Origin of the sequence: Streptomyces sp. NPDC050211 (assembly GCF_040656035.1) — a bacterium.
In the GTDB taxonomy this organism is placed as follows: Bacteria; Actinomycetota; Actinomycetes; order Streptomycetales; family Streptomycetaceae; genus Streptomyces.
Window position 1 is genome coordinate 98,138 of sequence record NZ_JBFALC010000010.1, and the last position, 18,058, is coordinate 116,195.

Genomic DNA, 18,058 nt, shown 5'->3' on the forward strand with positions numbered 1-18,058 from the left:
TCAATGTCCGACGCCGACGGAGGCGGCGGGGCCGCCGGACGAGGCGGCGAAGTAGTTCCGGCACAGGCCTTGGCGGCGGGCATCCCACACCATGTAGGTGCCGAGGACGAGTTGGACGAGGCTGCGCCCGACCCCCTCCCAGCGATCGGCCAGCCGCATCGCCGCGAGCCGGGTCCGTGGACGAGCCGGGCTCCACGTCGCCTCAGCACCGGCGCGTGGGACGAGCAGGCAGGGACCGCGGCTGGGCAGCGAACGGGTGTGCTCCACCGAGGAGTCCAGCCGGAACCGCCGCAGGGTCTCCTCGGCCGCGACCCGCATGGTGAGGACGGCGAAGCCGCGCGCCGGGCAGGGGCGGTTGGCGGTGACTCCGAAGGGGATGAAGGCGGACGGCTTGGTGTCCGGATTCAGCCAGCGGTCGGGGTCGAACACGTCCCCGCCGGACCCCTGGTACTCCGGGTAGTTGAACAGCAGGACCGAACCGGCCGGGATGGGGGCCCGGCCGTCCCTGGGGATGTCACCGGAGGTGATCCGGTGGGCCACGCCGAAGAGCGGGAAGTGCTGGAGCGTCTCGTTGATGACCCGGTCCAGGAAGTCCGGGTCCTCCTCGCCGGCCAGCACGCGTTCCTGAACCGTCCGGTGCGTGGCAAGGGCCAGCAGCAGGTGGGCCATCGCCTCCGACATCTGCACCACGGCCGTGTTGAAGAACGTGCCCTGCAGGTAGTACGCCCGCTCTCGCTCGGACAGCGTGGAGGGCAGCGGCACGGGCCGAGGGTCGTGCGCGAGCCGCTCCCGCAGGTACTGCGTGAGCCGGGCCCGCCGGTCCATGTGCCGGAGGCTGGTGCACTTCAGGGCGCTGACCACGTCGTCCGCGTTGCCGGTGATGAGGTCCCGGACGGGGCGCGGGCAGGGTTCGCGGAAGACCACCTCGTAGTAGACCTCGGCCCAGACGGGCATCATCAGGTCGCGGAGCCTGACGTGGTGCAGCTGTGCCTGGGCGGGGAGTTCGTCGAGCACGCGGCGGGTGCAGCGGCCGACCAGCTCGCTCCACTGTTCCCGGGAGAGCCCGGCCAGGATCTGCCGCGTGGTTCTGGCCACGTCGTCGTAGCGCGGGCCGGGTTCCAGATGCTCCTGGTGCACCTCCGGGCCGGGCGACAGCCAGTACCAGAACAGGTCGGACAGGGCGGCGCCCCGGCTGCGGCCGTTGGCCGCCGGATGCCCGTACACCTTCTTGAACTCCTCGGCGGGCACCTCGCGGCCCGGCGCCCGGATGCCCTCTTCGCCGCCGACCCAGGCGAAGATGCGCACGCGCAGTGCGATCACGGTCCTGGGCAGCCAGTACGGCAGAGTGGCCAGCAGGGCCAGGGCCGCGCCGGTGATCAGCCATTCGGTGGGACTCACGCGACCACCCCGCCGAATCGAGTGTCCGCCCCCGCGGCCACGGCCGGTCCCGGCGCGGGCCCCCAGGTCGGCACGCGCACCAGATCGGGCGTCAGGTCAGCTATCCCCGACGCACCGCACAGGGCCATGGTGTCGTCGAGTTCCTCGCGCAGCAGCTCCAGCAGCCGTCGTACGCCCTTCTCGCCGCCCTCGGCCAGTGCCCACATCACGGGCCGGCCGATGCCCACGGCACACGCGCCGAGCGCCAGTGCCTTGACCACGTCGGTTCCGCGCCGGACTCCCCCGTCCAGCACGATCGGGATGCGGCCCGCCACCGCGGCGACGAACTCGGGCAGCAGCTCCAACGTGGCCGGTACGGTGTCGAGTTGGCGCCCGCCGTGGTTGGACAGCAGCAGGCCGTCGACGCCGTGCCGGACCGCGAGCCGGGCGTCCTCGGGGTGCAGCACGCCCTTGAGCAGGATCGGCAGGTCCGTGACGCTCCGCAGCCAGGTGATGTGCTCCCAGTTCAGCTCCGGGGACATGGCGATCTGCCGTACGTGCCCGCTCTCACCGTCCCGCAGGTCCACCAGGTTCTCGCAGCGCAGTCCGGGCGGCAGATCGTGAAAGCCGTTGCGCCGGTTGCGTTCGCCCGCGCCCAGTACCGGGGAGTCCACGGTGACGACGAGGGCGGTGCACCCGGCGTCGGTGGCCCGCCGTACCAGCGCCTCGGTGATCTCCAGATCGGGCTGGATGTAGAGCTGAAGCCACAGAGGTACGTCGTCGCCGGTCGTGCGGACCGCGTCGGCGATCTCGCCCACGGCCACCGTGGACGCCATGGAGACGATCATGATGGCGCCGACGGCGGCCGCGGCACGCGCGGTGGCCAACTCCCCTGCCGGATCGACCAGTTTGTGGAAGGCGGTCGGGGACAGCAGGATCGGCAGGCTCGCCCGGCTGCCGAGCAGGTCGATGTCCAGCTCCCGTTCGGCACTCCCCCGCAGCACCCGGGGCAGCAGCTGCAGGCGTCCGAACGCCGCCTCGTTGGCCCGTACGGTGATCTCGTCGCGTGCTCCGCCGGCGATGAAGTCGGCGTATACGGGGTCCAGTTCGGCGCGCGCCGCGGTCTCGAAGTCGTGGACGGTGAACCGCACGCCGTTCACCGCCCGGCTGGGCTCGGCCGGCGGTCCAGCTCGCGAGCGAAGAACTCGGCGAGCGGGGCGTGGTGGACCTCCGGGTGGTCCCACTCGTTCTCCAGGTTCTCGGCCATGTGATGCGTGCCGAGCAGTTCACCGCCCCGGAAGTGACGGATCACCGGATGCAGATAGGCGGCGTCGAAGGCGTCGTCGACCGAGTTCTGTGCGGTGCGGCGCACCGTGATGTCGAACGGGTCGACCTTGTCGTGGTCGGGCCCGTACTCCAGGGTGATGGTGAAGTAGTCGCCGGTGTCGGTGAGTTGGCTCTCGTGGGCGTACGCGACCGGCACTTCCTCGTGATAGCGGGCCGGTTCGCCGGGTGCGGTGACGACCAGATCGCCGATCACGGCGAACTGCTGCCACAGCGCCGAGCTGCGGTTGACCCGGTCCACCACGGCGTCCGCCAGCGCGGACGGGGACGCGTCCAGCGGCTGGTGCGGCCAGGGCCGGTCATGGTGCCGCTCGTCGAGGATGCGGCTCATGGCCCGTACGGCGTACCGGAAACCATGGATGAAACCACCGGTGGACTTCTTGAAGTCACGCTGCTGCATCAGGGTGCCCGCGAAGTACAGGCCGGGTACGTTCACCGACTCGTACGCCGGGGAGAGGGCGGCGAACCGGTCGTCGATGACCAGTTCCGGCCGGCAGTCCGGGTCGAAGAGCGAGGCGTCGAAACGGAAGCCGGTGCACACGATGACCCGGTCGTAGCGCAGCTCCTTCACGACCTCGTCGGCACGGGAGAAGCTGAACCGGACCCGGTATGCGTCCTGGTCCTTCTCGATCGACAGGACATGGCCATCCAACAAGGCGTTCTGCGACTTGAGTTGGTAGGTGTCGAGGAAGTTGTTGTTCACCGCGCGCAGGTGCCCGACGTAGTGACTGTTCCAGGCCATCCGGATGGAGTGCGGCCCGGCGACATGGATCACCGCCGCGGTCTCTACGAGGTTGTCCGCGGTCTCCAGGGCGGAGTTTCCCTTGCCGAGGATCAGGACGCGCTGGTCGGTGAAGTCCTGGGGATCCACGGATACGACCGAGTAGTCGTCGGCGGTCTCGATGCCGGGGATGTCCGGGGTGTTGGGCCGGGTCAGCCCCGTGGCCATGACCAGTCGGCGACCGTGATGCTCCTGGCCGTGCTGATCGATGACGGTGAATCCGCCGTCGGCGCCGCGCCGGATCCGCTCCGCCCGGGTGTCGTACGCGATGTCCAGCTTGAACGCCTCGGCGAAGTCGGCCAGGTAGCGCACCAGGTCGTCGGCGTGCGGGAAGTAGCGCTTGCTGTAGCGGGTGAACAGCAACTCCGGGTCCGGGGACAGGAGCGAGTTCCAGTCCATCCGGAGGTTCAGTTCGGGATCGTCGGTGCCGTTGTACACCTTGTTGATGGAGATCAGCTTGCGGTGACGCGGGAAGGTACGGAAGAAGGTGCCGGGAGCACTGCCGGCTTCCAGGATCCGATAGCCGTGCCCTCCGGCCTGGAGTAACTGGCCGATCTGGAGCCCGGCGGGGCCGCCGCCGACAACGAGGTAGTCAAGAGGCTCACTGTGCATGGGGAATCTCCTTCGGCTGCGGGCGAGGACATGCCCGCAGGCTGGTGGGGGGTGCACAAGGGAAGGCGTGTTCCTGTGGTGCGGCGAGCTTCCACAGACACGTTCCTGCGGGCAGGCACGGCGCGCGGTGGGTCAGCCTGCGGACAGGTACGGCCTGATCAGCGAGCAGAGAGAGCGGTTCCTGGGGCAGTCGCCTTGCCGGCCGGCGGCGACACATCCGTGCATTCAGGCATGGGCATGACAGGCCCTTCCCTCGGATTTCCCGTTGAAATCTCAATGAGCACGCTAGTGACGAGCGACAGTCACGGGCAACAGTGCCTCGGGGGATGACAGGGATTCGACAGGTGCCAGGGCCACCCGCCAGGAACGTGGCCGACGGTGCGTTCAGCGTCCGGTCCGGCCGCCCTGCCTGAGGAAGTTCCGCTCGGCATCCGTCGGCGCCAGCGCGGCTGCTCGCTCGTAGGCGGCCCCTGCCTCTTCGTCACGGCCCAGTCGGCTCAGTAGATCCGCTCGGGTGGCGTGGAAGGCGTAGTACGTGTCCAGGTGCAGCTCATCGACGAGGGCCAGGGCGGCGGCGGGGCCGCGCACCTCACCGATGGCGACGGCGCGGTTGAGCGCCACGACGGGTGTGGGCGCGAGGGCGAGCAACTGGTCGTACAGGGCGGCGATCTGCGGCCAGTCGGTCTGCGCCGCGGTCGGGGCGGAGGCGTGGACGGCGTTGATGGCGGCCTGGAGCTGATAGGCGCCGGGTTGGTTGCGGCGTAGGCATTCTCGGACTATGGCCTGGCCCTCCTCGATCAGGGACCGGTCCCAGCGGCTGCGGTCCTGCTCGCCGAGCACGACGAGGGAGCCGTTGGGCCCGGTGCGGGACGGGCGCCGGGACTCGGTCAGCAGCAACAGGGCCAGCAGACCGGCCACTTCCGGTTCGTCCGGCATGAGGTCGGCCAGCAGACGGGCCAGTCGGATCGCCTCCGCGCACAGGCCCCGCCGGGCCGGGCCGGCCGGTTCGGCCGACCCGGCGTTGTAGACGAGGTAGACGACGGCCAGCACGGGGCGCAGCCGGTCGGGCAGTTGGTGTTCCTGCGGCACCCGGTAGGGAATGCGAGCTGCCTTGATCTTGCGCTTGGCCCGTACGAGACGCTGCGCCATCGTCGGCTCGGCCACCAGGAAGGCGTCGGCGACCTCGGCGGTCGACAGGCCGCCGAGCAGCCGGAGCGTGAGCGCGACCTGTGCCTCGGTGGACAGGGCCGGGTGGCAGCAGGTGAAGATGAGACGCAGCCGGTCGTCCTGCACGGGTTCCTCCTCGGTCGGCGAGCCGGGATCGTCGTGAGCGGGCGCGAGTGCCGCGACCTCGCCGAGCAGTTCCCTCTCCCGCGCGGCGCGGCGCAGGCGGTCGATGGCGGCGTTGCGTGCGGTCGTGGTGATCCATCCGCCCGGGTTCGGCGGCAGACCCTCGGCCGGCCACTTGCGCAGTGCGGCGGCGAACGCGTCCTGGACCGCGTCTTCAGCGAGGTCGATGTCGCCGAAGACGCGGATCAGTGTGGCCACCACCCGGCCGGACTGGTCGCGGAAGATCCGCCCGACCATGGCCTGGTCGATGGCCGGCAAGGTCAGGCTCCCGGTGCGGGCTGGGGCTTGTCCGCGAAGCCCGCGAACGGGCGGACCTCGATGGGTGCCTGGATGATGGCGGTGACCTTGGCCGCCCAGGCGAGCGCGGCGTCGAGGTCCGCGGCCTCGATGATGTAGAAACCGCCCAGATGCTCCTTCGACTCCGCGAAGGGCCCGTCGGTGGTCAGCACGTCATCACCGGCGACGCGCACCACGGTGGCGGTGTCGGGCTCGTGCAGGCGGCCGGAGAACACCCAGGCACCGGCCGACTCCATCTCCCTCTCCAGAGCACCGAGCCGCAGGTGAGACTGTCGCATCTCCTCCTCACTCATCGGCGCCGGCGCCGATGCCTCGCCCGGGCCGCTGTGGACGGACAACAGATAACGCGTCATGGCGACACTCCTGGTCAGGGGCAGGCACTTCCCACCTCTCACCCTGGCTACGAACGGCCCCACCGCAAATCGACAGGCGCTACAAAATTCCGGCCCGGCCGGCGCCTCGTCTGCTGTGATCGCGTCAGCGGCCGGTGGATCCGTCGATCTGCTCGCGGAGGATGTCGACGTGACCGGCGTGCCGGGCGGTCTCTTCGATCATGTGCACCAGGACCCATCGCATCGATGGTCCCGGCCCCCGGCGCGGGGGTCGCGGGGCGGGAAGAGCCAGGTCCGGACAGGCGTCGATGACCTGGTTCGCCCGCTCGACGGCCTCCCGGTAGTCGGCCAATACGCCGTCGATGGTGTCCTCCGCGGACGGCCGCAGGGTCGCACGCCAGTGGCCGACATCCTCACCGAGGAAGTAGAACCGTTCGACGAACGTCAGATGCTTGAGCAGCCCGAGAAGGCTGGTACCCGAGGGCACTCCGCCCGTTCGGACCTGCGGTTCCGGCACGCCCGCGACCTTGTCCGCGACCGCGCTCCGCAGATAGTCGAGGAAACCCCGCAGGGTGGCCTTCTCGTCGGCGCCGGTCGAGGGAGGCCCGGTGTCCTTCGTCCGAGTCCGCGATCGCCGCGTACGGCTTCCTGGCATCAAGTCACTCCGTTGCTGCGAGACGTGGTGAGGTTCGGGCGGTCGTCCGGGCTTCGGCTGGAGGAGCGGTGAGGTACTGACAGCATCCCCGCCGCCTTTTCGGGCTTGCAAGAAAAATTGCGGAACCGCATCATCGGGCCATGGAGAACCGGGAGAACCCCACGGGAGATGTTCTGGCCGGGGTCGGACCGCGTCTGCGTGCCCTGCGCCGGGCGCGTCGCGCCACGCTGGCGACGCTGGCAGACGAAACCGGCCTCACGGCGAGCACCTTGTCCCGTCTCGAGAACGGCAAGCTCCGCCCCACGCTGGAGCAGCTGCTGCCCCTGGCCCGGGCGCACGGTGTCCCGCTCGATGACCTCGTCGCGGCGCCGCCCACCGGCGATCCGCGCGTCCACCTGCGACCCGTACGGCGATCCGGGCTGGTGATGGTGCCCCTGATCACGCGGCCCGGCGGGATTCAGGCATACAAGGTGATCCATCCGCCCGCCGGCCGAGCACCGACGATGAACCTGCAGACCCATGACGGATACGAGTGGTTCTACGTCCTCGACGGACACGTCAGGTTCGTGCTCGGCGAGCGGGAGTTCCGGCTCGGTGTCGGCGAGGCCGCGGAGTTCGACACCCGCACACCGCACTGGATCGGCAGCGCCGACAACCGGCCCGCGGAACTTCTCGCCCTGTTCGGCGCGCAGGGAGAGCGCGCACATCTGGCACCGTCCGGCCGCTGACGGCCACCGGCGACGTCAGTGCTCAGCGCATTCCCACCACGCCAGATTCACGGTCACCTGGGACACGCCCTCGATGATCTCCCACGCCTCCGCAATCAGCCCGTCGTCGAACCGCAAGATATCGACGACGGCGATTCCCAGCCCGGCACCGGGAATCCAGCGCCGCGAGTACATGACGGTCGACCAAGATCAGCATGCGCGATTGAGGGTGGGCCGATCGGCTACTCCCCCCGCCACACCGGCGCACGCTTCTCCGCGAAGGCCCGGGCGCCTTCCTGTGCGTCGGTGGAGGCCAGAACGGGGGCGGCGATTTCCTGCTGCTCGGTGTAGGCGCGGGCGTCGGTGTAGCCGGTGGACGCCGAGACCATGCGCTTGGCCGCACGGACCGCGAGTGGTCCGTTGGCCGTGATGCGGGCAGCCAGTTCACGGGCGCCGGCGAGGGCTCCGCCCGGCTCGGTCAGCAGGGTGACCATGCCGTGGCTGTGGGCGGTCTCGGCGGAGATCGGGTCGCCGGTGAGCGCGAGTTCCATCGCGAGTTGGTAGGGCAGAACGCGGGGCAGCCGGAGCAGTCCGCCGGCCGCCGCCACGAGGCCTCGCTTCACCTCCGGCAGCCCGAACTGAGCGCCCCGTGCCGCCACGATCAGGTCGGCGGCCAGTGCCAGTTCGCAGCCGCCGGCCAGGGCCCAGCCCTCGACCGCCGCGATGAGCGGTTTGGCCGGCGGTCGCTCGGTGATCCCCGCGAAGCCACGGCCGGGTATCGAGGGGCGCTCGCCCCGAGCGAACGCCTTGAGGTCCATGCCCGCGCAGAAGGTGTTTCCCGCCCCGGTGAGGATGCCCACGACAACGTCGTCGCGTGCCTCCAACTCGTCCATGGCCCGGGCCAGTTGCACGGCCACGTACAGGTCGACCGCGTTACGGACCGCAGGCCGGTTGATCGTGACGACGCCGACGCCGACGCCGTCGGTGAACTCCGTCAGCACACTGCTCTGATGATCGTCCGTCATCTGCCCTCTCCCTCACCCTGGCTCCCTTACTTATCGCTCGCTAAGGTACGGGGGAGGGCGGCAGCGCGCGCAAGAACGCGTAGCGCTCCTCAAGGGACCCTCGCGGAAAGGGAGTTCCATGACCGACGCCGTCATCGTCGATGTGGCGCGCACCGCCTCCGGAAAGGGCAAGCCCGGCGGGGCACTGGCTGGCCTGCATCCCGCGGAGCTGCTCGCCACCGTCCTGCGGGAGCTGCTGGATCGCCACGAACTCGACCCGGCCCTGGTCGACGACGTGATCACCGGCTGTGTCTCACAGTCCGGTGAACAGGCCCTCAACATCGGGCGGACCGCGCTGCTGGCCGCCGGCTTCCCGGAGTCCGTGCCGGCCACCACGGTCGACCGGCAGTGCGGCTCCGGCCAGCAGGCGGCGCACTTCGCCGCGCAGGGCGTACTGGCCGGGGCCTACGACGTCGTCATCGCCTGCGGTGTGGAGTCGATGAGCCGGGTGCCGATGTTCAGCAGCGCCCAGGGCAAGGATCCGCATGCTCCCCTCGCCCGGCGGTATCCGAACGGACTGGTCCAGCAGGGGGTCAGCGCCGAACTCGTCGCGGCCCGCTGGAAATTGAGCCGCGGGGAACTGGACGAGTTCGCGACACGCTCGCACCGGTGCGCCGCCGCCACCGCGGCGGCCGGCGGTTTCGACGGCGAGATCGTCCCTGTCGGCGGCCACACGGTGGACGAGACCGTCCGTCCATCGACCACCGTCGAGGGCCTGGCCGACCTGAGCCCCGCCTTTGCCGACCCGAGTCTCGTCCGACGCTTCCCGGAGATCAACTGGTCGGTCACGCCGGGCAATTCCTCGCCGCTGACCGACGGGGCGGCCGCCGCGCTCATCATGAGCGCGGAGCGAGCCGACCGGCTGGGATTGCGGGCGCGCGCCCGCTTCCACTCCTTCGCCGTCGTCGGAAGCGATCCCCTGCTGATGCTCACCGGTGTCCTGCCGGCCACGGAGAAGGTCCTGGCCCGCGCCCGGCTGTCGCTCGACGACATCGATGCCTATGAGGTCAATGAGGCCTTCGCACCCGTCCCCCTGATGTGGCGACGGGAGTTCGGCGCCGACCCGGCACGCCTCAACCCGCGCGGCGGAGCCATCGCGCTCGGCCATCCGCTGGGCGCGTCCGGCATCCGGTTGCTGGCCACTCTCGTGAACCATCTGGAGGCCACCGGGGGCCGCTACGGCCTGCAGACCATGTGCGAGGGCGGCGGCATGGCCAACGCCACGATCATCGAGCTGCCCTGAGAAGCGGCTCGGAAATCTGAGCAGCGGCTCGGAAAGGGGAACGGCACCATGCACCTCACCGGCACCGATGTAGCGCTCGTCACCGGCGGGGCTTCCGGCCTCGGTCTGGCCACCGTACGGCGGTTGGTGGCCGACGGCGCCCGGGTCGTGGTCGTCGACCTGCCGTCCTCCGACGGCAAGGCGGTTGCCGCCGGTCTCGACGGCCGTGCGGTCTTCGCCCCGGCCGACGTCACCGACGAGGCCCAGATCACCGCCGCCCTGCACGCGGCCGTCGGCCTCGGCACGCTCCGCGTGGTCGTCAACTGCGCGGGCATCGGCACCGACGTCTTCCGCATCGTGGGCAAACAAGGCCCGTTCCCTTACGCCGAGTTCCGCCGCACCGTCGAGGTCAATCTGATCGGGACGTTCAACGTCATCCGGCTGGCCGCCGCGCGCATGATCGCCACGGCGGAACCGGTCGGCGAGGAGCGGGGCGTCATCGCCAACACGGCTTCCGTGGCCGCGTTCGACGGGCAGATCGGGCAGGCCGCGTACTCCGCCTCCAAGGGCGGAATCGTCGGCATGACGCTGCCCGTCGCCCGTGATCTGGCCCAGCATCTGATCCGCGTCGTCACGGTCGCGCCGGGCCTGTTCGCCACTCCCCTGCTGGCCGGCCTCTCCCAGGAGGCGCAGGACTCGCTGGGCGGCCAGGTGCCGCACCCCAGCCGTCTCGGAAAGCCCGAGGAGTACGCCGACCTGGTCGCCCACATCGTCGCCAACCCGATGCTCAACGGCGAGACGATCCGCCTGGACGGAGCCATCCGCATGGCACCCCGCTGAGCGCGCGCCCACCAAGTGCCCTGCCCGCCAAGTGACGTGCCCGCTGCGGCCGAGGCCGCAGCGCGGGGTGACCGCACCCCCCGCGCACCTTCTGCGGCCGGCGCCGAGTTCGTCGCCGGTTGTCGCTGAGTCCGCCACACTCTCTGTCGTACTCGAGCACTCGGACCGTGCCCGCCGTTGGGCCGCGCCCCGGCTCGGGACGCGGCCCCCGCTACGGTCGGTGTCCCACGGCATCCAGGGCGATCGTCACGTACCGCTCGGCGATCCGGTCCGGTGTCAGCGGGCCGTCGGGCCGGTACCACTGGGCCACCGCCTGGCACATCGCCAGCACCGCCCGGCCGGCGTCCACCGGCACCGGTGTGGTGAACACGCCTGTCGCCACCCCGTCCCGCACCGCCTCGCGGAGCAGCCCTTCCAGCTCGTCCCGCAGAGCGACGTAGCGTGCTCGGTTGTCGGGCTCCAGGCTGCGCATCTCCGTGTCGAGGAAGGCGAGCGGTGCTCGGTGGGTCATGTACAACACGACGCACTCGACGAGCGCCGAGAAGCGGTCCACCGGGTCGTCGCCCGCCTCCGCCAGGGCCGTGCGGCAGCGCCCCAGCACGGAGTCGAGTGAGCCGAAGAGCAACTCGACCAGGATCGCCTGCTTGTTGGCGTAGTGGTAGTACAGGGCGGGCACGGTGACGCCCACGCGGCGGGCCAGTTCGCGGACTGTGGTGGCGTGATAGCCGCGCTCCACGAAGGCGTCGAGGGCGTGCGCGAGGATCGGCGGCAGCTCCAGCGGGGCGTACGTCCGCCAGTCGGTGTGCGTGTCCGAGCGCAGATCGGCGACGGTGTCCGCCATGCCCCACGCCTCCGCAGATCCGCTCGACTTCGGCCTTTCAGAGTACCGGGTGGTCCGATCCGGAGCACTTGCCGAAGTCATAGCCGGGAACCGGACAATCCGGCGTCGAGGGGCCGCCGCAACGGGCCGTTTCCGGCGCCCGACATTGGGGGTGATTTCCGACAGAAAACCCTTCGTAGAAACGGGTCGCGCGTCCTTGAACAGGGCTTACCGTGAGTCAGCTCACAGAATGAATAATCCTTGTGATTTGTGGCCGACTTCGAGTCGTCCCATAACAAGCGTGCAGCCTGCACCGTAATCAACCGGCAACAGAAAAGTGGTTCGTGATTCAGCGACCTCGCGTCATGGTCCGCACATAGCCGAGAAAGCTCGATGGCCATCTGCCATCGACGAGCCCGGAGATACGATCCCCATAACCGCGCATCACCTAAGGGGAATTCCAGCATGGGCGTGATGATCGTTGACAGCCACCCTTCCATGCGTCTGGCACTCAGCACACTGGTCGAATCCCATCTCCGCATGCCCGTTGTCTGTTCAGCGGCCACCGTGGAGCAGGCCTACGCCGCGCTGCTGAGTCAGCGTCCCAGCATCGTCGTGACAGAGCTGGAGCTCGGCGCCGCCCACGAGGGTGCGGCGCTGTGCCGACGCGCGAGGTCACTACCGCTGCGGCCGCGGGTCATGGTCTTCTCCGGCAGCAGCTCGCCCGACCAGGTCGCCGCTGCCCTGACCTCCGGCGCGGACAGCTTCGTCCACAAGAGCGCCTCGGTCACCGAACTGGTCGACGCGATCCGGCAGACCGCGTGCGGCCGGCGTGTCTGGCTCCTCGGCGACACGGGCCGGCGACAGGAGTCGGACCGCCGCCGCATTTCTCCGCTCACACCACTGACCGAGCGGGAGGAACAGATTCTCGCACTCCTGCTGCGCCGCTATACGAATGACGAGATCGCGCGCGAGCTGACCCTGGCCGGACAGACCGTCAAAAACCATGTGAGCAATATTCTGCACAAGGTCGGAATCCGCAACCGCAGGGAACTTTTCCTCGACCAGTCGGCGTTGTCCGCGTGAACGCGTGCGGGTGAGCCCCGGAACGTCCTCATTCGAAGGGCGGGACGGGGCTCACGCACGCATCGGTGCCGTCGAACACCTCACACCATTCCTGCCTCGTCCGGGTGCGAAAGACGCCGGTAAAGAGGCGTCTCAGCTCCGCCCAGACCGAGGGGTCCCGGTGATCGGGCACCATCTCCCAGACGCCCAGCAGACGGACGAGCTCCCGGTAGCAGTCCGTTTCCAGGGCGCGGACTGCCATCCGGTGACCGTCGGCGGTGCGATAGACGGCGTAGAAGGGGCAGCCCACGAGGGTGTCGTCGACGACCCCGCCCTCCCCGGTGCGCGCCGCCTGTGCGAGTGCCGCCAGGACGGCCACCGCCAGGTGCAGCGCGGCTGCCGGCTCGTCCGGGCCGGGCGCCATGGTCGTACGTCCGTAGACGAGCCGTGGATTGCGGGCCAGGCACCGTTCGGGGCCGGGTCCCCGGGCGTCGGCTGGTGACTCCACCAAGGCGTCGGCGCCGGCGGCGAGTTCGAGCACCGACTCGGCGTCCGCGAACCGGTCGACGCGTACGATCTCAGCGCCGAGGCCTGCGAGCAGCACCCCGCACAGAGATGTGTCGCCCGGTGGTGCCAGATCGACGACCCTCAGTCCTTTGAGCGGAGCCGTCGTGAGATCCGGAAGACGGGCGCCGCCTTGGAGAGCGGACATGGCTCACCCCTCCCGGTCCCCGGTCAGCCGGGTGATCGACGCGCGGGTGCCGGCCCGGCTGGTCGTCGGACTCACGTGGAGCACCGGGCCCACGCTCACCCGTGGCGGCCGGGTCACCGCCCACAGCACGGTCTCCGCCACGTCGTCGGGGGTAAGCAACTCCTCTGCGCCCACGCCCAGTTCGTCGGGATCGGCCGCCAGCTCCGTACGCACCCAGCCCGGGCAGATCGCCACGGCCCGCACGCCGTGGTCCCGGTTCTCCAGTGCCACCAGCTCGCTGAGCACGTTGAGGCCCTGCTTGCTGACGGCGTAGCCCGCGGTGTGGCTGAGCGTCTCGCGGGTGATGGAGGAGCCGATGTGCACGATCGTCCCTCCGCCGTTCTTGCGCATGTAGGGCAGCGCCGCGTGGCAGAGCAGATACGGCACAGTGAGATTGAGGCGGATCATCAACTCCCAGTGCGTGGGCGGGAGTTCGTGGACCTGGGCGAGCCGCACCACGCCGGCGCAATGCACCAGCGCCGTGGGGGCACCGAACAGTTCCACGGTCTGCGCGACCACTCGCTCCGGCTCGCCCTCGGCGGCCAGGTCGGCGGCGAGGACACTCGCCCGTCCGCCACGGGCGTGCACCTCCTCGGCCACCCGGGACAGCGGCTCGATACGCCGTGCGACCAGGACGACGTGCGCCCCGGCGTCGGCCAGCGCGCGGGCGACGGCCGCTCCGATGCCCGACGAGGCGCCGGTCACCACCGCCACTCCGGAGAGCCCAGCGGCGCTCATGCCAGGCCCCCGTTCCCGGCCAGCGGTGGCAGTCCGCCCAGGGCGAGGCCGCCGTCGACATGCAGGACGGCACCCGTCACGTACGCGGACGCGTCCGACGCCAGATAGGCCACCAGCGGCGCCACATCGCCCGGCACACCCGCCCTGCCCTGGGGAATCCGGGCGAGCCACGCGTCCTGGAACCCTTCGTGCGCCGACGCGTCGGCCATCGGGGTGGAGATCAGGCCGGGTTGCACACAGTTGGCCCGGATGCGGTGGCGGCCTCCGGAGACGGCGAGGCTCCGGGTGTGCTGGATCAGGGCGGCCTTGCTCGCGGCGTAGCTCTCCAGGCCGGGCACGAAGCCCGCGCCGGCGGAGCCGATCGCGACGACGGCGCCGCCGCGCCGGTCACCTGCCCAGCGTCGTACCAGCGAGTCGGCGAAGGTGACGTAACCCCGGTAGTTGACGTCCAACGCCCGCTCCCGCAGGTCGGGGTGGCCCCCCGGGGCCTCCGGCTCGCACAACCCGGTCGCGTACACCAGGGCGTCGATCCGCGCCGCGGCCCACAGCCGCTCCACCAGTGGCTCGAGCGCGTCGAGTTGTTGCACGTCCTGGCGCACGGCCTCGGCTCGACGGCCCAGGGTGCTGATCTCGTGGGCCACGGCGAGGATTTCGGGCTCGCGCCGCGCCACGACCGTGACGTCGGCCCCCCGCCGCGCCAGCTCCAGCGCGGCCTCGCGTCCGATGCCGCTGCTCCCGCCGACCACCAGGCAGTGCCGTCCGCGCAGGTCGAACAGGTCGGCTCCGCCGCGGGACCGGTCAAAGGGTTCCGTGCTGTCGGTGCGTGCGCGGGGCGGGCGCAGGGGCGGAACCATCGTCAGTCCCATGCCGCCGTCGACCGGGATCGTCTCGGCCACCGTGTAGGTGCAGCCCTCCGACGCCAGATGCAGGACTGCGGCGGCCAGGTCCGCGGCCTGGGCGACACGGCGCAGAGGCAGGTGGCGCAGGACGGCGGCGGTGCGCTGCGGGCCGGGCCGGTGCGAGAGGCAGGGAGCGATTCCGACGCGGATCTGGTTGGCGAGGACGCCGTGGCAGGACAGGCGGGCCGCGAGCTGCCGCCACCAGGCCAGGTCGGCTGCCCGCGCCGCCGCCTCGTCGGCCGGGACGCCGGTGTGCAGCCCGCCCGCCCCGTCCAGGACGAGGATCATCCGGCCCGATCCACGGTCCGCCATGGCCGCGGCGATCCGGGAGAGGGTCCTGCGGGGCAGGGGCGCGGACGGGGTGGCGCTGTCGAGGACGGCGGTACCGGTGAGCAGGGCGCAGCAGATGTCGGGGACCGCCATGTCCTGCCCACCGGCGTCGTCGACGAGCTTCACGCCGACGCTTTCGAAGGCCTCGCGGAGCACGTCGTACGCCGTCCCGCGCGGCCCCAGGACGACCGCGGTGGAACCGTGGATCGGCAGCGCGTCCTTGGTCATTGTTCCTCCAGGTGCTCGATCAGCAGGGACGTGGCGTCTCCCCCGCCGCCCGCCACCATCACGAGGGCGTGCCGCCCGGTCAGCGGGGCGCGGTCGCCCTGGACCGGGGTCGCGTCGAGCCGTGCGTAGGGAGTGCGGCAGCCGGTCACGGGGGCGACCGTGCCGTGGCGGAACATGAGGGCCGAGGCGACGAACTTCATCAGCCCGACGAAGCCGAAGACGTGCCCGAAGGCGGCCTCCTGATTGGTCAGCAGCAGCGGGCCGTCGTAGTCCATCGCTTTGCGCAGGCCGTCGAGGGCCTCGCAGAAGAGGTTCTCCACGTGGCGTGAGCCGTCGGCGAAGCTGTTGACGAAGGCCAGCCGGTCCATGCCGATGCCGGCGGCGGTGAGCAGGGCGTGCCCGTCCCGGGCGAAGTTGTCGGGTGGTCCGGAGATCATCGGGTTGGTGCCGTTGCTGCGCGAGGAGCGGAACGCGAGGCGCAGCGGGATACCGGCCGTACGACCGGATTCCAGTACGACGGCCAGGGCGCCCTCGCCGGGAGCGTTGCCGTCCTGCTCCTCGTCGTGCGGGCGTACGGAGTGCGGGTCGGGCGACCAGGTGGAGATGCGGAAGCCGCGGCTGCGGCTCTCGTGCGTGGTGCTGGAGACGCAGACCGGGTCGAGGGTGGCGTCCGCGCCGACGACGATCGCCCGGTCCACGGTGCCGTCGCGCAGCAGGGCGGCCACCACTTCCAGGGCGCGCAGGGAGCAGTTGCAGGCGCCGGAGACGGTCAGGGTCTGCGGGCCGATGCCGAGGACGGAGCAGATGCCGCTGGTGACGCTTCCGGGGGTACCGGTGAGCCAGTACTCCATGCCGAGCGCGTCCGGGCCGCCCCCCTCGTACAGCGTGAAGTAGCGGCGGGCCTCCTGGAAGGCGAACTGCAGGGAGGCGACGACGAGGACGGTACGGCCGTCGTCGATGTCCTGGGCCGTCAGCCCGGCGTCGGCGAGCGCGTTCTTGACGGCGCCGGTGGCGAGCGCGGTGACGCGGGCCATCCGGTCGCCGACCCGCTGGGGCACGCCGAGTGCGGTCACCGGATCCCAGCCGGTGACCTGTCCCGCGATGCGCAGCGGGAGGTCGTCGAGGGCGAAGGGGGTCAGGCAGGTGGCGCCGGTGCGGATGATGTCCCACAGGGCCGGGACGTCCGTGCAGGGCCGTCCGTCGGGGCCGGGCAGGACGGCACCGATGCCGGTCAGGGTCAGCGGCTCAGTGCTCATCGTCACCCGCCGGGTGTCCGTACTCCGCGGCGCACGGTTCCGGTGCCGCGAGCAGCAGCGCGCCGGCGGCGCCCATCTGGTAGTTGAAGCTCAGGGCCAGGTCGAAGGAGAGCGGCCGGGCCTCGCCGGTGACGACCGTGCAGGGGGCCTCGGGGACGACTTTGTCGCAGTTGGCGGTGGGGCAGACCTGTCCGTTGCGCATCATCAGCAGGGTGCTGGCGGCGCCGATGACGCCGAGCGGTGCGCCGTTGTGCCCGAAGCACGCCTCGTGGTTGGTCAGCAGCGGCCCGTCGGCGGGGTCCGTGCCGTAGAGGGCGCGCAGGGCGCTGAACTCCATGAGGTGGAAGAGCGGGTCGCCCTCGGCGCCGCCGTTGACGACGGGGACGGCGGTGGGGTCGATCCGCTCGTGGCTGTCCGTGGCGCGCAGGGCGCTGCGTACCGCGCGCTCGAGGGCGGCGCCGTCCTCGTCGGGGGTGAGTGCGCTGCCGGTGGCGGCACGCCGGACGGCCTGGCCGAGGATCCGCCCGTAGGGTCGGCGGTTGCGGCGTTCGGCGTGTTCGCGGCTTTCGAGGATCAGGGTGGCCGCGCCCTCGCCGAGGTTGAAGCCCTCGGCGCGTTCGTCGTAGGGGCGCATCGGCCGGTCGTAGCGCAGCCGGGTGGTGGGGGCCGAGTAGGAGGAGGTGCGGCCGGTCCGCTCGGAGGCCCGGCCCAGTTCCTCGAAGTGGTCGATGTAGTCGAGGCTGTACGCGTCGACGCCGGTGACCACGGCGAGGTCCACCTCGCCGGAGGCGATCTGCTGGGCGGCGACGCCGAGCAGCGCGTTGGTGGAGGCGCAGCCGCAGGACAGGGAGTAGCTGGGGCCGCCGCTGCGCAACAGGGCGGCCTGCACCGAGGCCACGTCGGTCGCGGTGACGGACAGCAGGATGCGCATCAGCAGTGCGCGGGCCTCGGCGGGACCGGTGCGTGAGGGCTCGGCGGTCACGCCCGCCATGTACGTCTCCAGGATTGTGTCGAACCCGGCTCGCCCGGTGAGGACCGCGGCCTCGGCGAGGTCGTTGCCGCGCCAGTTCAGATCGGCGTCCTCACAGGCCTCGACCAGGGCGACGAGGCCGTAGCGGTGGACGTTGTTGTAGTGGGCCCGGAAGCGTTCGTCGAGTTCGGGGACCGCCGCCGCGAACTCCTCCTCGTCCAGGTGGACCCGGCCGTAGAACAGGCCGTCGTTGTCCAGGTGGGACGCCGCGCGGGACACCGTACGCCACAGGTCGCCGCCGGTCCGGCAGACCGTGCGGTGGGGTCCGGGCAGGCAGAACCCCATCCCGGTCACCAGCACGTCGCGCCATCCGGCCGTCACACTCACCACGTCAACTCGCTTCCGTTCAGGGGATATTGA

General features: G+C 70.8%; 18 protein-coding genes. 4 read left to right on the top strand and 14 right to left on the bottom strand.

Going from position 1 to position 18,058, the window contains the following annotated elements; genetic code table 11:
- From AB0I98_RS13290 to AB0I98_RS13315, 6 genes are all read right to left on the bottom strand, one after another.
- Positions 1 to 1,398, bottom strand: a complete 1,398-nt coding sequence (locus AB0I98_RS13290) for a cytochrome P450 (RefSeq protein ID WP_362939788.1) — start codon at positions 1,396 to 1,398, stop codon at positions 1 to 3.
- Positions 1,395 to 2,528 (bottom strand): alpha-hydroxy acid oxidase, encoded by a 1,134-nt coding sequence (locus AB0I98_RS13295; RefSeq protein ID WP_362939791.1) that lies wholly within the window; start codon positions 2,526 to 2,528, stop codon positions 1,395 to 1,397. The genes AB0I98_RS13290 and AB0I98_RS13295 overlap by 4 nt, the downstream gene beginning before the upstream one ends.
- A 5-nt stretch (positions 2,529 to 2,533) precedes the next feature.
- A complete protein-coding gene (locus AB0I98_RS13300) occupies positions 2,534 to 4,114 on the bottom strand; it encodes an NAD(P)-binding domain-containing protein (protein WP_362939794.1) in 1,581 nt (526 codons plus the stop codon).
- A 384-nt stretch (positions 4,115 to 4,498) separates the two neighbouring features.
- Entirely contained in the window at positions 4,499 to 5,722 is a 1,224-nt protein-coding gene (locus tag AB0I98_RS13305; RefSeq protein ID WP_362939797.1) for a sigma-70 family RNA polymerase sigma factor, read from the bottom strand.
- A 2-nt stretch (positions 5,723 to 5,724) separates the two neighbouring features.
- Positions 5,725 to 6,114, bottom strand: a complete 390-nt coding sequence (locus AB0I98_RS13310) for a YciI family protein (RefSeq protein WP_362939800.1) — start codon at positions 6,112 to 6,114, stop codon at positions 5,725 to 5,727.
- A 124-nt stretch (positions 6,115 to 6,238) separates the two neighbouring features.
- The gene (locus tag AB0I98_RS13315) at positions 6,239 to 6,748 is read right to left on the bottom strand and encodes a DinB family protein (protein ID WP_362939803.1); all 510 of its coding nucleotides are present in this window, start codon (positions 6,746 to 6,748) and stop codon (positions 6,239 to 6,241) included.
- 140 nt (positions 6,749 to 6,888) lie between these two features.
- On the opposite strand from AB0I98_RS13315, the gene AB0I98_RS13320 reads away from it, so the two are divergent.
- Positions 6,889 to 7,476 (top strand): helix-turn-helix transcriptional regulator, encoded by a 588-nt coding sequence (locus AB0I98_RS13320; RefSeq protein WP_362939806.1) that lies wholly within the window; start codon positions 6,889 to 6,891, stop codon positions 7,474 to 7,476.
- 15 nt (positions 7,477 to 7,491) lie between these two features.
- Here the strand turns inward: AB0I98_RS13320 and AB0I98_RS13325 are convergent, their stop codons facing one another.
- Both AB0I98_RS13325 and AB0I98_RS13330 read right to left on the bottom strand, forming a co-directional pair.
- A complete protein-coding gene (locus AB0I98_RS13325) occupies positions 7,492 to 7,650 on the bottom strand; it encodes a hypothetical protein (protein WP_362939809.1) in 159 nt (52 codons plus the stop codon).
- Positions 7,651 to 7,697: 47 nt separating this feature from the next.
- Positions 7,698 to 8,480: a crotonase/enoyl-CoA hydratase family protein gene (locus tag AB0I98_RS13330; RefSeq protein ID WP_362939812.1), complete on the bottom strand. Its 783-nt coding sequence runs from the start codon at positions 8,478 to 8,480 to the stop codon at positions 7,698 to 7,700.
- A 118-nt stretch (positions 8,481 to 8,598) separates the two neighbouring features.
- Between AB0I98_RS13330 and AB0I98_RS13335 the strand changes: the two genes are divergently transcribed.
- Both AB0I98_RS13335 and AB0I98_RS13340 read left to right on the top strand, forming a co-directional pair.
- Complete coding sequence (locus tag AB0I98_RS13335; RefSeq protein WP_362939815.1) at positions 8,599 to 9,762, top strand: thiolase family protein; 1,164 nt, start codon at positions 8,599 to 8,601, stop codon at positions 9,760 to 9,762.
- Between the two features lie 48 nt (positions 9,763 to 9,810).
- Complete coding sequence (locus tag AB0I98_RS13340; protein WP_362939818.1) at positions 9,811 to 10,581, top strand: 3-hydroxyacyl-CoA dehydrogenase; 771 nt, start codon at positions 9,811 to 9,813, stop codon at positions 10,579 to 10,581.
- Positions 10,582 to 10,792: 211 nt separating this feature from the next.
- Here the strand turns inward: AB0I98_RS13340 and AB0I98_RS13345 are convergent, their stop codons facing one another.
- A complete protein-coding gene (locus AB0I98_RS13345; RefSeq protein ID WP_362939821.1) occupies positions 10,793 to 11,422 on the bottom strand; it encodes a TetR/AcrR family transcriptional regulator in 630 nt (209 codons plus the stop codon).
- Positions 11,423 to 11,866: 444 nt separating this feature from the next.
- On the opposite strand from AB0I98_RS13345, the gene AB0I98_RS13350 reads away from it, so the two are divergent.
- Positions 11,867 to 12,487, top strand: a complete 621-nt coding sequence (locus tag AB0I98_RS13350) for a response regulator transcription factor (RefSeq protein WP_362939824.1) — start codon at positions 11,867 to 11,869, stop codon at positions 12,485 to 12,487.
- Positions 12,488 to 12,515: 28 nt separating this feature from the next.
- On the opposite strand, the gene AB0I98_RS13355 is transcribed toward AB0I98_RS13350, so the two are convergent.
- Genes AB0I98_RS13355 through AB0I98_RS13375 form a run of 5 tightly spaced genes read right to left on the bottom strand, consistent with a single transcriptional unit; the run spans position 12,516 to position 18,028 of the window.
- Entirely contained in the window at positions 12,516 to 13,178 is a 663-nt protein-coding gene (locus AB0I98_RS13355; protein WP_362939828.1) for a CoA transferase, read from the bottom strand.
- Positions 13,179 to 13,181: 3 nt separating this feature from the next.
- Positions 13,182 to 13,955, bottom strand: coding sequence for an SDR family oxidoreductase (locus tag AB0I98_RS13360; RefSeq protein ID WP_362939831.1), 774 nt, complete (start codon positions 13,953 to 13,955; stop codon positions 13,182 to 13,184).
- Positions 13,952 to 15,412: an SDR family oxidoreductase gene (locus AB0I98_RS13365; protein WP_362939834.1), complete on the bottom strand. Its 1,461-nt coding sequence runs from the start codon at positions 15,410 to 15,412 to the stop codon at positions 13,952 to 13,954. The genes AB0I98_RS13360 and AB0I98_RS13365 overlap by 4 nt, the downstream gene beginning before the upstream one ends.
- On the bottom strand, positions 15,409 to 16,668 hold the full coding sequence (locus AB0I98_RS13370; RefSeq protein ID WP_362939836.1) for a beta-ketoacyl synthase N-terminal-like domain-containing protein: 1,260 nt from the start codon (positions 16,666 to 16,668) through the stop codon (positions 15,409 to 15,411). The genes AB0I98_RS13365 and AB0I98_RS13370 overlap by 4 nt, the downstream gene beginning before the upstream one ends.
- Positions 16,658 to 18,028 carry a beta-ketoacyl synthase N-terminal-like domain-containing protein gene (locus AB0I98_RS13375; protein ID WP_362939839.1) on the bottom strand — a complete coding sequence of 457 codons (1,371 nt, stop codon included), beginning with the start codon at positions 18,026 to 18,028 and terminating at the stop codon, positions 16,658 to 16,660. The genes AB0I98_RS13370 and AB0I98_RS13375 overlap by 11 nt, the downstream gene beginning before the upstream one ends.
- Positions 18,029 to 18,058: the final 30 nt, after the last annotated feature.